The organism is Nocardia brasiliensis ATCC 700358 (genome assembly GCF_000250675.2).
GTDB lineage: Bacteria > Actinomycetota > Actinomycetes > Mycobacteriales > Mycobacteriaceae > Nocardia > Nocardia brasiliensis_B.
On record NC_018681.1, the window covers coordinates 2,318,412 to 2,332,714 of the forward strand.

The window sequence follows — 14,303 nt, forward strand, 5'->3', positions numbered from 1 at the left end:
TAGGCGCATGTCAGGTGCGCGGGGGTGGGGTTCCGGCGTGGTCGTCTGGCTGTGGTGCTGTTTTCGAGAGTTCCTTGACGAGGTAGCAGCGGTTTCGGGTGGGTGGGGGTTGTGGCTCGGCGTGTTTTGCTGGGCGAGTCGCGGGGTCACAGACTTTCCATACTGTTCACAGCAGCTATAAACCCTGTGAGCAGTACGAAAACTCTGTGACCCCAACCTATCTGTCGCTTGGTCCACACCACCCGGCCCGCTACCCAACCGCCCCTGTCTTTCCCAAGCCGCTCGAGACGCCACCACAGCCAGATGACCACGCCGGAACCCCACCCCGCGCACCTGACCTGCACCTGAAGCCGGGTACGGCACACGACGTGCTCAGCACTATTCCGGTAACTCCTGCGGCAGGTGCACCGAACTAGGCAGGTGCCGGATGGGACTTCGAGACGGAGCCTAGCCGCCCGATCAGTCCGGGTGGGCGGCGAACCACGCACCGAATACCTCGAAGTCGCTGCGCTGCAATCCTTTCCGTGGATCAACACGGTGCAGCAGTGCGCTGCCGCGGTATTCGGCCGCCACCCAGTCCTGGTCACGGTCGGTGATCTCGTCGTCCACCCAGATGAACGGTCGTCCGGCCGCCCAGTCGACCAAAGCGCGGGTCTTCCAGTGCAATCCGAACCATTGGTCGACTCGATCGTCCGTAGCTGTCGGCCACTCCAGCACGGTGAGTTCCGGCAGGCCCAGGATCGGGCTCAGCGTGGTGTTCGCCTCGTGCATCCAGGTGGTGGCCCAAACCAGTCGGCACGGCAGTGCGGCCAGGAGCGGCCCGAGTTGGGGATCGAGCCGTGCCAGTAAAGGATTCGCGTCGAGTAGCTCCGGACGAGCCGAATCGTCGGCCGCGCCGAACGGAATCAGTGGTCCGTCGACGTCGAGGAACAGCAATGCATCCACTGCTTGCAGCCTAGCGCTCCCGATCGGCGACCTCCGTGGGCTGAACCGGATTCGCGCGAGGCGGGCTCAGGGGGAGGGGCGCGCCATGGCTTGCCCTGCGCGGCAAGGTGTTCGGTAGCACCGGGGACGATGTTCTCGCAGCGTTGACGATCTTTCAGCGCGGTCTGCGCGTTCTGGCCCGAACCGCATACACCGGCCGGCCCGGGCGGCTATGAACCCGACCCGGCGGCCTCCCCGGTTCGATTCCCGGAACCAGTAGCTGCGCCCTCGCCGCCGCTTACCTGGTCGAGGGCGAGCTGCCTGCCGGTGATCTCGCGTGTCCGCCCGGCGATCCGAATACCCCTGCTGAACAGCTCGTTCAGGAACCGTTCAGCAGGTGGTGAGCCCGCTTCCACATCATCGGTGCCGGTGCCGGGGAACCGCTCGGCACTTGTTCCGGACAAGGAAGTGCATGAGCTCGGAGATCAACGTCGCGGGCACGAGGAAAGCCGCGACACACGAATACATCGTGGTCGGCGCGGGCTCGGCGGGTGCGGTCATCGCGCGTCGCCTGGTCGATGCCGGACACCGGGTGCTGCTCTTGGAAGCGGGGCCGGCCGACTCGAATCCGGCGATCCACGATCCGACCCGATCGGTCGAACTGTGGGGCAGCGAGGTCGACTGGGCGTTCAGTACCGAACCGCAGACCTACGCCGACGGGCGGTCGCTGCCATGGCCGCGCGGCAAGACGCTTGGTGGCAGCAGCGCGTTCAACGGCATGATCTATGTCCGCGGCCTCGCCGCCGACTATGACGCGTGGGCGTATCAGGGTGCGGCAGGGTGGGATTGGCGCGGTGTCGAACCCTACTTTCGCCGGTTGGAGCGGTTCGACGGCGGCGCGGCCGGAGGTCGCGGCACCGACGGACCGCAGTTCGTGCAGCGCAATCCGGGACCGGACCCATTGGTCAAAGCCTGGGTCGCGGCCGCGCAAGAGTACGGGCTGCCGTTCAACGACGACTACAACGCGGGCGACAGCACCGGGGTCAGCTATACCCAGCACACCATCCGCGACCGCCGTCGGCAGAGCACCTGGGTCGGCTATGGCCTTGCGGTGCGGGACGATCCGAAGCTGACCGTCGTCACCGGCGCGCACACCACGCGCGTGCTGTTCGACGGGACACGCGCGATCGGCGTCGAGTATCTGCGCGAGGGGCTGTCGAACACGGCCTACGCCGATGCCGAAATCATCTTGTCGGCAGGAGTTTTCGGGTCGCCGCAGCTGCTCATGCTCTCCGGCGTCGGTCCGGCCGGGCAGCTGCGCGCGCTGGGGCTACGGGTGCGGGCCGACCTTCCCGGTGTCGGTCAGAATCTGCAAGATCACTGGTCGAGTCCGCTGATCTGGCGGTCCAAGCGACCGACACCGGCGTGGGCGGCACAGGGATTGGAAGCACACCTGTTCGCGAGCACCAGGCCCGGATTGATCGCACCGGATATCCAGCCGCTGTTTCTGTCCTGGGTCTATCCGCTACCTGGTGCCGTGCTTCCCGAACAGGGTTTCTCGGCGGTGGCGCAGTTGTTGCATCCGTTCAGCCGGGGCGAATTGCGTTTGCGCGACACCGATCCCACGGCCGCGCCGATCCTGGATCCGCGCGTGTTCGCCGATCCGCGTGACCTGGAGACCCTGGTCGACAATCTGGAACTGTTGCGCGAGATCGCCGCTCAGGACGCGCTCGGCGATTGGACCGACGGCGAAGCGATTCCGGGACCGGCGGTGCGTACCCGGGAACAGCTGCGCGATCACGTGCGGGCCACCGTGGTCAGCGGACATCACCAGGTCGGCACCGCCCGCATGGGTTTGGATGCCGGATCCGTCGTCGATCCCGAGCTGCGCGTACACGGCGTCTCCGGTCTGCGGGTCGCCGACGCCTCGATCATGCCGACCCTGCCGAGCGGAAACACCAACGGCCCCACGATCATGATCGGCGAGAAGGCCGCCGACCTGATCCTCGGCCGATCGGCGGTGTGCGCATGACGACGACCGTCACCGCCTCGGTCGCCCGCGAGGACAGTGCCGAATTCCACATCGAGCAACTGGAATTGGCGGACCCTCGGCCGGACGAGGTGCTGGTCCGGTACGTCGCCTCCGGCCTGTGCCACACCGATCTGGAGGCCGCACGCGGCACGGTGCCGACGCCGCGTCCGGTGGTGCTCGGGCACGAGGGCGCGGGTGTGATCGAAGCGGTCGGTGCCGCGGTGACCGGTTTCGACGTCGGCGATCGGGTGCTGCTGAGCCTGGATTCCTGTGGCAGCTGCGGCAATTGCCTGGCCGGGCAGCCCGGATACTGTGTGCAGCACATCCCGTTGAACTTCCACGCGGTGCGGGCCGACGGTTCGGTCGGGCTGCGCGACGCCGCCGGGCGGCCGGTGCACGACCACTTCTTCGGTCAGTCCTCGCATGCCACCCACGGTCTCGCGCACCCGCGCAGCCTGGTGCGGGTCGATCCGGCGACCCCGCTCGAACTGCTGGCGCCGATGGGTTGCGGCGTCATCACCGGTGCGGGCGCGGTACTCAACTCGCTACGGGTACGTGCGGGCAGCACGGTAGCGGTATTCGGTGCGGGCGCGGTGGGTTTGAGCGCGGTGCTGGCGGCCGTGGTGGTGGGCGCGGCACAGATCATCGTCATCGACCGCAACACCGAACGGCTCACCCTGGCCGCCGAATTGGGCGCCACCGACACCGTCGCCGCCACCGCAGTGGACCCGGTCGCCGCCGTTCGTGCGTTGACCGCGGGCCGCGGCACGGATTACAGCATCGAATCCACGGGCGTGCTCACGGTGATGAACAGTGCGATCGAGGCGCTCGCCCCGCTGGGTGCGGCGGCGATCCTCGGGGTCACCGCACCCGAGGCCGCGTTGCGGGCCACTGTTTTCGAACTGCTCAAAGGGCGCACCGTCACCGGATCGGTGATGGGGCACCAGGCGCCCGGGGTGCTGATCCCGCGTCTGTTGCGCCTGTATCAGCAGGGCCGGTTTCCGGTGCACCGGCTGGTGCGCACGTACCCGCTGGCCCAGATCAACGCCGCCGTGGCCGACGTCGAGGCGGGCACGACAGTCAAGGCGGTGCTCACGACATGACCACCGAGAGTTCGACTATTGGATTCAGCAGAAGGGCCAGTTCGAGAATGAGTTACCTCCGCAAGCGGTCCGGGTTCGGCCGCACCGTGGTGATCACCATGGCAGTCGCGTCGAGCCTGGCGGCGACGGCCTGTTCGGCAGCTGCCGACGATAAGGCGCCGGCCGAGACCCCGGCGGTCAAGCCGGCGGTGTTGCTCGTGCACGGGGCGTTCGCCGACGGGTCCAGCTGGGCGAAGGTGGCCGAACGGCTCCAGCGCGACGGCTACCAGGTGACCTCGGCGGCCGTTCCGCTGCGCGGACTCACCTACGACGCCGGCTACATCCGCGGCATTTTGGACAGCATGCCGGGCAAGACCCTGGTGGTCGGCCACTCCTACGGTGGTGCCGTGATCACCAATGCCGCAACCGGTTCGGCCAAAGCGGCGGGCCTGGTCTACATCGCGGCGTTCGCTCCGGATCAGGGCGAGAGCCTCGGCGAACTCGACGGCCGATTCGGCGGCCCGGCCACCAAAATCACGGCGCCGCACGAGTATCCGCTGCCGGACGGACGGGGCAGCGCGCCTGAGCTGAGCATCGCGCCGGACAAGTTCGGCGAGTTCTTCGCGCAGGATCTGCCCGCCGGCGAGGCGGCGATCCTGGCCGCCGGGCAGCGCCCGATCGCGGTGGCCTCGTTCACCGACAAGTCCGCCGAGCCGGCCTGGAAGACGCTGCCGAGCTGGACCCTCGTCGCCGCGGACGATCGGATGATCCCGCCTGCCGGTCAGCGGGAGATGGCCGCCCGGATGCGGGCGACCGTCGTGGAAAGCCCAGGCAGTCACGCGATCGCGTTGTCCCAGCCGCAGGCTGTCGTCGACCTGATCGAAACCGCGGCCGCCAAGGTCTGAGCGCGGCGAACCCCTGACGAGATCGCAACGTTCGCCGTGCGTCGGCGGGCTCGATCCGGTGCTCGCGCCGCAATCTGCTGACCGACAACGCAATCGGCGCGCGCGGGGCATCGGTACGGTGGTTGTGGTGGGGCAGGCCGGTGGCCCCACGGGCTCGACCGGACCGGTTCGCGGAGTGGGGAGGCATCATGGTCGATATCGAGGCGCAGGACCGGATCGAGGTCATCGGCGCGGATTTCTACACCGATCCACACACCTATTACCAGCGCTGGCGGGAGCGCGGGCCGGTGGTCAAGGTGCGTTTTCCGACCGGTATGCCGGTGTGGCTGATCGTCCGGTATGCCGAGGCACGCGCCGCGCTGGCCGACGCGCGGCTGCACAAGAGCCTGGCCGGTGTCGTCGAGGTGCAGCGCCGCAAGACACCCGACCTGACGCTGAACGGTGATCTGCTGATGCTGAGTTCGCACATGCTGAATTCCGATCCGCCCGATCACACGCGCCTGCGCAAGATGGTGAACAAGACCTTCACCGGGCGGCGGGTGGCCGCGATGCGACCCTGGCTGGAGCAGATCACCGCCGCGTTGCTCGACGAGATGGCCGACCAGGACGAGGTCGACCTGCTGGCGGTGTTCGCGACGCCGCTGCCGGTCACGGTGATCTGCGAACTGCTCGGCGTGCCGTTCGCGGACCGGGAAACCTTCCAGTACTGGACAAAAGTTCTGGTCGGCGCGATCGGCGCGCTCGAGGAACGCCGGCGCTGTGCCGCCGAGATCGCGCCGTATCTGCGCGAACTGGCGCAGGCCAAGCGCGCCGAACCGGGCGAGGATCTGCTCTCCGGTCTGGTGCAGACGCGCGCCGACGGCGACCAGATGTCCGACGAGGAGGTGGTCTCCATGGTTTTCCTGCTGCTGATCGCAGGCCACGAGACCACCGTGAACCTCATCAGCAACGGTACGTATTCGTTGCTGCGCAACGAAGCCCAGTTCCACGCGTTGCGCACCGACCCGGCGGGGATTCCGGCGGCGGTGGAGGAGTTCCTTCGTTTCGAGGGTCCGGTCGACTGGGCTACGGTGCGCTACACCGCGGAACCGATGGTGGTCGGCGATACGGAGATCCCCGCGGGCGAATTCGTGTACGTATCGCTCAACGCCGCGAACCGGGATCCGGCCAGGTTCGCCGATCCTGAACAGGTGGACGTGACCGGCGAGACGACCGGACACCTGGCGTTCGGTCACGGCATCCACTTCTGTGTCGGCGCGCCCCTGGCCCGGCTCGAGGCGGAGATCGCGTTCACCGCTCTGCTGCAACGATTCCCGAACATGAAGCTGGCCGTCGACGAATCCGAACTCCGCTGGCAACCCAGTCTGCTCATCCGCGGCCTCGAAGCCCTGCCCGTGCGACTACACGGCTAGGTGCGTACGCCCGCAACTCATTTCAGTCGCAGGTCGAACGCGGACTGGGCCCGGTGGGCGAGGTCGGCGCCGAGTTTGTAGCCCTGTGCCGCGAGTTCCTGGTGGGTCTGCGGGTCGTCGGTCTCGCTGCCGTAGAGGAATTGCAGTGTGGACGTGGCGATCTGCGAGTATCCGGCGATGCCGTGCCGCAGTTGCAGTTCCGCCGCCTCCCGGTAGCCGCGGCGCTCGTAGGTGCCTTCGCCTACGCCCGCGATCGCGAGGAAGTGCAATTCGTCGACGGCACTGCCGCTTTCGGTCGCGGGGTTCTCATAAGCCCAGCGGCGGCTGAACACCCGATCGATCCAGCCCTTCGCCAGGGCGGGCAGCGACCACCAGTACACCGGGAACAACAGCGCGACGACGTCCGCGGATTCGATCAGCTCTTGTTCGCGCCGCACATCGTCGGGGACCTCGCCGCGGAGTCGATGCACCGCGAGGTCGGCCGCGGTGAAGACCGGATCGAAGCCGGTCGCCGTCAGATCGTGCGTCACGACATCGGTGCTGCTATCGGCCTGGATGCCCTGCTCGACGGCGCGGGTGATGGTCCAGGTGGCCGAATCGTGGTCGGGGTGCGCGACCACGAGCAGGACGTTCGGTCGGCTCGATTCGTTCGTCATACGGCCAAGGTAAAGTATGACATCAACGTCAATGTCAAGGAGTGAGTCGGGTGCGGATCAGCGATCTGGCCGAAGCCACCGGTGCGAGTCCGCGCATGCTGCGGCACTACGAGAACGCGGGCGTCCTGACACCCGGCCGCGACCCCAACGGCTATCGGCGCTACCGGCCCGAGGACATCAAGACCGTGCACGACATCCGCTGTCTGCTCGATTCGGGTCTGTCGCTGGTCGAGGCCGCCGAGCTGATTCATATCGCCTGCACCGCACCGCAGACGGCGACCGACGACGACCGGGCCGCCGTACTGGCCCAACTCGACGAGCGCAGCAGGCAATTGGACGCGGGCATCGACCGGCTGCTCGCCGAACGCGCCAGCCTCGGCAAGCTCCGCGCGGATATCGCGGCCGGTCGGTGACCTGCGCGTCCTACACTGACTGCGTGCCTGTACGACAGCTGCTCGCGGTATCCCTGTTCGCTCTGCTCGCCCCGTTCGGCGTGGCCGCCTGCACCGCGGAGGGACCGGGCACCAAGACCGAATGCAAACCCTCCGGCTGCACCGTGACGTTCGCGCGCGGCGTGAACGCCAAGGCCAGCATTCTCGGCGTCGACGCGGAACTGGTTGCCGTCAACGGCAACACGGTCACCCTGCGCGTCGCGGGTCAGGAGACGAGCGTGCCGCTCGGCGAGACCCAGCCGGCCGACGGTCTTAGCGCCACGGTGCAGGAGGTCACCAATGACAAAGTCGTGGTGAAGTTCTCGACCGGCATCACCACCGGCTGACCTGCCACGGCAGGCAGGCCAGAGCGGGAATCTCCCACTCTGGCCTGCCTTTTCGGGGTTGACGTGACAGCCGGCGGTTAGGGCAGTGTCACTTCCGGTCCCCGAGTCCGAAGGGCCGATCCCCGGCAGGATCGGGCGCTTCGGGGCTCTCTTGCAGACCCTGGCTGCCGAGGCTGCCGGGGTAGAGGTATTCGGACGCGGGCCGCTTCTTCCCGTTCAGCCAGGCGTCGAAGAACCCGGTCAGGTTCTGCTGCGTCCTGGACTGGACGAACTGGCGAAGTTCCGGGATCGAGGCGTTGCCGTGTCGGTGGCTCTGCGCGAAATCACGGACGGCGGTGAAGAAGACGTCGTCGCCGATGGCGCGGCGCAGCGCGTGCAGGAACAGCGGGCCGCGGGTGTACACGGTGGTGAACTCCCGGCCCTTGCCGGGGTCGTACAGCGGTGTCGCCCAGACGTTCTGCTGATCGGCACTGGCGAGTGCCCTGCGGTAGATCTGATCGGCGTTGCGGTGGTCGATCCGTTCCGGCCACAGGATATCGGCGGTGTAGCTGGCGAAGCACTCGTTCAGGCAGACGTCGCGCCAGTCCTTGATCGATACCGAATCACCCCACCACTGGTGGGCGTTCTCGTGGACCACCGTGTTCAGGTCGGTCCATGGCGCGTAGATCGGCCGCGTCTGGGTCTCCAGCGAGAACTGCAGGTTGGTGTCCACGTAGATGCCGCCCCCGGATTCGAACGGGTACGGCCCGTAGAGCTGTTCGGCGAAGCCGAGCACCGCGGGCAGCCTCTTCTCCAGGTCCTGCTTGTTCTTCGCCGACGGCGCGAAGAAGCTCTCCAATGGCGTTCTGCCCGAGAGGTTCTGGCTGAGCCGGGTGAACTTCTCGATGGCGATCGTGGTCAGGTATCCGATGATCGGGTCCTTCGCCTGCCAGGTGACGGTGTGCTTGCCCGCGCCGGCGGGCGTGTCCGAGGTACGCAGCCCGTTCGAGGCGACGTCCCAGCCGGTCGGCACGGTGGCGCGCACGGTGATGGTGGACTTGTCCAGCGGGGTGTCGTTCAGCGGGAACCAGGTGGTCGCGGAATGCGGTTCGCCCGCGGCGAAGGCGCCCCCGCTCGGCGAGTAGGTCCAGCCGTTGCCTTTGGTATCCGGCGCGGTGCCTGCGTAATCGACGACCACCGTGAACGACTGCCCGACCGGCAGCGCCGCTTTCGGTGTCACGACCAGTTCGTGCTCGCCCGCCCGCTTGAAGCCGGCGGCTTGACCGTTGACGATGACGGAACCGACTGCGGGACCGGCGAAATCGAGGTTGAACGCGGACAGGGCCTGGGTGGCCTTGGCGGTGACCTTGGTCTTGCCCACCAAGCGATGACTCGACGGGTTGTAGTCGATGGCGACGTCGTAGTCGGTCGCGTCGTAGCCGCCGTTGCCGTCCTTCGGGTAGTACGGATCGCCGAGGCCGTCCGATCCCGGAGTCCCTGCGGCAGCGGCCGCTTCGCCGGCCGCGGGCGGCGCGGGGTCGGCCGACGCGGGTGCCCCCGCCACGAGGACGGCCGCGATGGCCGCCACGGACACGACCGCGGGACGGGAACGCAGGACCGCGGGGATCGGGCGGTACTCACCCGATAGTTGTCGAATTCGCATGGGGCACGACCATTTCGGTAGAGGAGGACTGCCGGACGAGGTGGTTCAGTGGTGGTCGAAGTGCTTGGTCTCGCTCCAGCTGTCGAGCACCCGGCCGGTGTTGGTCGCGTCGACGAACACCACCCAGAGTTCGGGTTGCCTACCGTGTCCGTCGCCGTTGACCTCGACCAGATAGGCGGGGACGGCCACGCTCGGGGCGGTGTCCTGGGCGGCCAGCTTCGGGTCGTACCAGACGGGCAGCGCGGTTCCCGCGGTGAACTGCTCGATCGGCGCGTTCGCTCGGCTCGCCATTGCCTGCCGGGCCGTGCGCGCGGCGTCCGGCGGCGGCGCCGCTGTGCCCGGCGGGAACGCCCCACGCGACTGCTGTGCCAAGGCCCCGGTCACCGAGAGCAGCGCGCCGGTCCCATCGAGGGACTGCGCGACCGAGGCGCCGTAGACCCGGATCGAGTCGATCTCCTGTCGCAACCGGACGGTGGCGCCCTCGCCGATCGCGAATACCGCGTCGACCACGAGCACACCGACCGATCCGGCGCCGAAGAGCTGCCGGATGTCCTCCGCCCACGCCGCCGCGATGGCCGTGGCCTCGCCCGGCACGCCCGGCGGCGGCGGTAGCGGGGTGTCCGGCACCACCTGCGTGACGACGCCCTGGTGGTCGGTCAGCACCGTCTTGGGCACGGTGGTGAGCTCGGTGCCTTCGGGATGCCGGGAATTCATACTCAAGTAGAACCACATTCGAGGTGGTCATTCGAGTGGGGAATAACTGGGGAGCCATTTCGATTAATGGCTCCGGCGCGAATTCCGGGAAATACGAAAGAATCGGGGCACAGCGAGACGCCGGCAGGTTGCGGTGCTCCGGTCTCCGGTGCCGCAATCCCATCTGCCGAAGCGGGTGGCATTCGCGTTGCGTGCCAACGCCACTCACCTCGGCAACGACGAGATCACGGTACCGAAGCACCCGTCTCGCAAGACCGCCGGATGCAAGGCTCGATTCGCAAGTCCCGCCCGGGATTACGCGATCGGGCCGCTCTTCACTTGCACTGCAACCGATCGCCGATCCGGGTGGCGAAATCCTGCCAATTCGCGGCGTTCTGCCTGGCCATGTCGTGGATGAGATTCAGGCAGTGCTCCGGGATCCGGTCGGCGAGATCGAGGGACTGGGTCGGCGTGCGCGGGCTGGCGTCGAGCCAGCGCAGTAGCGTGCGCCCGGTTTCGGTGAGCCGCAACGACGGATCGCGGCGCAAGCTCTGCAACACCGAGGCGGGGCACACCCGCGGCGCCGCGGCCGGCTCGGCGGGGCGGTGTGTGCCGGCGGGGCTGTCACAGGGGTCGGTGCGGCGCTGCCGGTTTCCGTCGGCGCGGCGCACCCGGCGCATCCGGCCGTCCCGGCCTAGTCGCTGTCCGGTCTGGGGAACATCCCCAGACGATTGTCTGCGCACCGCGCCGACCGTCTTGTGGTCGAGCCCGGCCACTTCGGCTACCTTCCGATCCGACCACAGTGGATACATCCGCATGATCCGCAGCGAAGCGGCTTTGCGGTCGATCACCGACAGCGGCAGTCCGTGCGCGATGTTGGCCTGCACCGCGAGCACGAACGCCTCCTCCTCCGTGCCGTCGAAGAACCGCACCCGGATAACCCGGGCCCCCTTGAGTTTTGCGGCCTGTAGCCGATGGGCGCCGTCGATGAGCCGCATCGTGCCGCGATGCACCAGAATCGGCGGCAGCTCGGTCTCCGTTTGCGCGAGCACCTGCGTGTGCGCGGAGTCCTCGGCCCGTACCCGCAGCGCGCCGCCGATGTCTATGGACTCGATGGGGATCTCTACGACTACGTCGGTGACCCCCACTCTCGTATCGTCGTTGTCCACGTTCAACCTGTGTTCACTCACGGCGGTACTCCTGCGTCGAAGCCGAGATCACATTCCGTAGCAATTCCGCACCGCCACTGTCGATCCGAAGCGCTGATGGCGGGACGAATCGGTGCAGGAGCCACGGCGCTGTGCCGGGGCAGACGGTGACTTTGTAGCGCGGACAGCAATATTTCACATTCGCAGCAAGACGGCAACGATACGGTGTCCAAACGTTCATACAATCGCGATGTTCGGGCGCGCCCCGGAATGGCGCACTTGCGCTATTTAGTGAATGGTGTTCATTGGCCGAGAAGGGCCCTGATCGCCGGAAACCGCCAGTTCCGGCGACCGGCTCCCGGGCGTCGGACACGCCACCGGACCATAGGTTCATCTATCGAAACTGTCATGTCCGGGCGATTCCGATGTGCTTGTCTGCCAGTTGATCTGCGGTGGCGCGGCAGATCGCCTATCATCGGATGACCTACTCATCCGCGCGACGGACGGAGGGCTCCTTGGCCGTATTTTCCGACGATTGCCCTCATCAGCAGCGATTTCCGTGATGCGGCTCGTTGCCATGTCCTCGTATAAGCCGTAGCGCGGCAAACGTCCAGCGCTACAACCACACTACTGCACCACCGTCGGCCAAAGCTTCGCATGTGCTCCGGCGCGAATCAACCGCGCGGAATCATGGTCCACGGTAAAATGTGCGCTGTGCCGGATCCGTAACATCGGACCGGATTCCATCTATTCGTACAATTCTTCCCTGATATGTCGGCGACCGACTCCGACGGGGTCCGACGAATTTTTTCCTCCGCTCATTCGCTGCGTGTAACGGTATGTTCACGGGCCATTCTTTCGCGCCTGACAACCTGCCGATCAGCTCATCGGTAGACGAACATCCTTTGCCCGCGCACCGGTCCCGTGTTTGATCGAGAGGAATGTTGTGTCACAGTCGGATTCAGGTTTTCCCAGACGCCGTTTCCTGGGCGGTACATTGGGCGCCGCCGCGTTGGCCGGCGGTTTGCAGGCATTTCCACCCGGCATGATGGAGGCCCTGGCCGCACCGAACCGGAAGGGCGTCATCGGTGACGTCGAGCACGTCGTGATCCTGATGCAGGAGAACCGCTCGTTCGACCATTATTTCGGCACGATGCGCGGTGTGCGCGGCCTCGGTGACGCCTCGGTCGTGGCCGGGCCGGACGGTCGCGACATCTATCACCAGCCCGATGCGGGCCGCCCCGACGGCGGCTACCTGTTGCCGTTCCATGTGGACACGAAGGTGGTCGACGGTCAAGACCTGGGCGATCTCCCGCACGGCTGGGACGATCAGCATCGCGCGGTACGCGGCGGCTGGAGCGACGGCTGGATCGCGGCGAAGGGGGAGATGGCGATGAGCTACTTCACCGCCGACGACATCCCGTTCCATCGCGCGCTCGCCGACGCGTACACGGTCTGCGACCACTACTACTGTTCGGTGCTCGGGCCCACCACGCCCAATCGCCTGTACCACTGGACCGGCACCATCGATCCGGCCGGACAGAACGGCGGACCCGCGATCAGCAATCCCGCCGACTACCGTCCCGTCTACCGCTGGACGACGTATCCGGAACGCCTGCTGGACAAGGGCATCAGCTGGAAGGTCTACGCCAACGACGAGGTGGGCGACGATTCCGGCCACCCGTTCGTCGGCGACTACGGCGACAACCCGCTGTGGCTGTTCGATGCCTACCACGATCCGAACAAGGCTGAACTCGCCTCGCGGGCAAAGGTATTCGGCGCTCAGAACTGGAAGCCGGACTCCGGGCAGGGCAAGAACGTCGAGCATGTGCTCGCTGACTTCCTGGCCGACTGTAAGGCGAACAGGCTCCCGCAGGTGTCCTGGGTGGTCGCACCCTACGGCTACTCCGAGCATCCGGCGGCGCGTCCGGTCGACGGCGCCGCGTACACCTCGGCGGTGCTGAAAGCGTTGTGGGCCAACCAGACGCTGTGGAACTCGACGGCCGTGCTGATCAATTTCGACGAGAACGACGGCTTCTTCGACCATGTGCCGCCGCCGATGGCACCGCCGGGCACACCGGGTGAGTACGTCAACGGAGCGCCCATCGGCCTCGGCCCGCGGGTGCCGATGCTGGTCATCTCGCCGTGGAGCCGCGGCGGCTGGGTGAATTCGCAGGTGTACGACCACACCTCGGTGATTCGCTTCCTGGAGAAGTGGACCGGGGTGAACGAGCCGAACATCTCGGCCTGGCGGCGCTCGATCTGCGGCGATCTCACCGGGTGTTTCGATTTCGGCAAGACCGACACCACCATCCCGATGCTGCCCGACACCACCGCGTTGCGCGCGCAGGCCGATGCCACCCAGCGCACGCTGCCCGCTCCCGCACCGCCACCGGCCGGCGGTCAGCGTCCGCCGGCTCAGGAATCCGGCACCCGTCCGGCCCGGCCGCTGCCGTACGCGCCCGCGGTCAATGGAACCCTCACCCCCGAGGGCGCGCTCGTCACCGCGTTCCGCAACACCGGCATCGCGGATCTGCAACTGGCCGCCTATCGGGCCGACGGCCGCACCGACGGCCCGTGGCGCTACGACGTGAAAGCGGGGACGACGGTCACCGACACCTGGAACGTGCCTGCCTATCCCGACAAGAAATACGGCGTCGCGGTGCACGGGCCCAACCGGTTTCTCTGGCGGCTGGCCGGCACCTCGACCTCGCCGCTGGAGGTGAGCGCCGCCTACACCCCCGACTACAAGTTGCAGTTGTCGATGACGAACAAGGGCAAGACGGCGGCGACCGTCACCGTGCGGGCGAACAGCTACCGCACCGACGGTCCGTGGACCTACCAGCTCGCGCCGGGGAAAACCGTCGTCGACACCTGGAACGCGCTGAGCTACGGCAAGGGGTGGTACGACCTGTCGCTGACCGTGGACGTCGACCCGGCCTTTCAACGCCACTTCCGTGGCCACATCGAGAACGGGCAGCCCAGCGTGACCGGCTGACCGGAGTCCGCGCGGTCTCGTACTGTGGTCTTG

Annotated in this window: 12 protein-coding genes; 7 read left to right on the plus strand and 5 right to left on the minus strand. The window is 67.1% G+C overall.

Annotation, left to right across the window (positions count from 1 at the left end):
* Positions 1-459: 459 nt before the first annotated feature.
* Entirely contained in the window at positions 460-945 is a 486-nt protein-coding gene (locus O3I_RS10375) for an HAD domain-containing protein (protein WP_014982858.1), read from the minus strand.
* A 451-nt stretch (positions 946-1,396) separates the two neighbouring features.
* On the opposite strand from O3I_RS10375, the gene O3I_RS10380 reads away from it, so the two are divergent.
* The 4 genes from O3I_RS10380 (at position 1,397) to O3I_RS10395 (ending at position 6,355) form a co-directional block, all read left to right on the plus strand.
* The gene (locus O3I_RS10380) at positions 1,397-2,956 is read left to right on the plus strand and encodes a GMC family oxidoreductase (RefSeq protein ID WP_014982859.1); all 1,560 of its coding nucleotides are present in this window, start codon (positions 1,397-1,399) and stop codon (positions 2,954-2,956) included.
* A complete protein-coding gene (locus tag O3I_RS10385; RefSeq protein WP_014982860.1) occupies positions 2,953-4,059 on the plus strand; it encodes an NAD(P)-dependent alcohol dehydrogenase in 1,107 nt (368 codons plus the stop codon). The genes O3I_RS10380 and O3I_RS10385 overlap by 4 nt, the downstream gene beginning before the upstream one ends.
* A 47-nt stretch (positions 4,060-4,106) precedes the next feature.
* The gene (locus O3I_RS10390) at positions 4,107-4,943 is read left to right on the plus strand and encodes an alpha/beta fold hydrolase (RefSeq protein ID WP_014982861.1); all 837 of its coding nucleotides are present in this window, start codon (positions 4,107-4,109) and stop codon (positions 4,941-4,943) included.
* Positions 4,944-5,131: 188 nt separating this feature from the next.
* Positions 5,132-6,355, plus strand: a complete 1,224-nt coding sequence (locus O3I_RS10395) for a cytochrome P450 family protein (RefSeq protein ID WP_014982862.1) — start codon at positions 5,132-5,134, stop codon at positions 6,353-6,355.
* Positions 6,356-6,372: 17 nt separating this feature from the next.
* Here O3I_RS10395 and O3I_RS10400 read toward each other — a convergent pair whose 3' ends face one another.
* A complete protein-coding gene (locus tag O3I_RS10400; protein WP_014982863.1) occupies positions 6,373-7,011 on the minus strand; it encodes an NAD(P)H-dependent oxidoreductase in 639 nt (212 codons plus the stop codon).
* A 50-nt stretch (positions 7,012-7,061) separates the two neighbouring features.
* Here O3I_RS10400 and O3I_RS10405 point away from each other — a divergent pair, with 50 nt between their 5' ends.
* Positions 7,062-7,424 (plus strand): MerR family transcriptional regulator, encoded by a 363-nt coding sequence (locus O3I_RS10405; RefSeq protein WP_014982864.1) that lies wholly within the window; start codon positions 7,062-7,064, stop codon positions 7,422-7,424.
* Positions 7,425-7,447: 23 nt separating this feature from the next.
* Entirely contained in the window at positions 7,448-7,789 is a 342-nt protein-coding gene (locus O3I_RS10410; protein WP_041563625.1) for a hypothetical protein, read from the plus strand.
* Positions 7,790-7,877: 88 nt separating this feature from the next.
* Here O3I_RS10410 and O3I_RS10415 read toward each other — a convergent pair whose 3' ends face one another.
* From O3I_RS10415 to O3I_RS10425, 3 genes are all read right to left on the minus strand, one after another.
* Positions 7,878-9,431 (minus strand): M1 family metallopeptidase, encoded by a 1,554-nt coding sequence (locus O3I_RS10415; RefSeq protein ID WP_014982866.1) that lies wholly within the window; start codon positions 9,429-9,431, stop codon positions 7,878-7,880.
* A gap of 45 nt (positions 9,432-9,476) precedes the next feature.
* Positions 9,477-10,151 (minus strand): hypothetical protein, encoded by a 675-nt coding sequence (locus O3I_RS10420; RefSeq protein ID WP_141692215.1) that lies wholly within the window; start codon positions 10,149-10,151, stop codon positions 9,477-9,479.
* A gap of 308 nt (positions 10,152-10,459) precedes the next feature.
* On the minus strand, positions 10,460-11,314 hold the full coding sequence (locus O3I_RS10425) for a ParB/RepB/Spo0J family partition protein (protein ID WP_014982868.1): 855 nt from the start codon (positions 11,312-11,314) through the stop codon (positions 10,460-10,462).
* A gap of 904 nt (positions 11,315-12,218) precedes the next feature.
* Here O3I_RS10425 and O3I_RS10430 point away from each other — a divergent pair.
* On the plus strand, positions 12,219-14,270 hold the full coding sequence (locus O3I_RS10430; RefSeq protein ID WP_041562536.1) for a phosphocholine-specific phospholipase C: 2,052 nt from the start codon (positions 12,219-12,221) through the stop codon (positions 14,268-14,270).
* Positions 14,271-14,303: the final 33 nt, after the last annotated feature.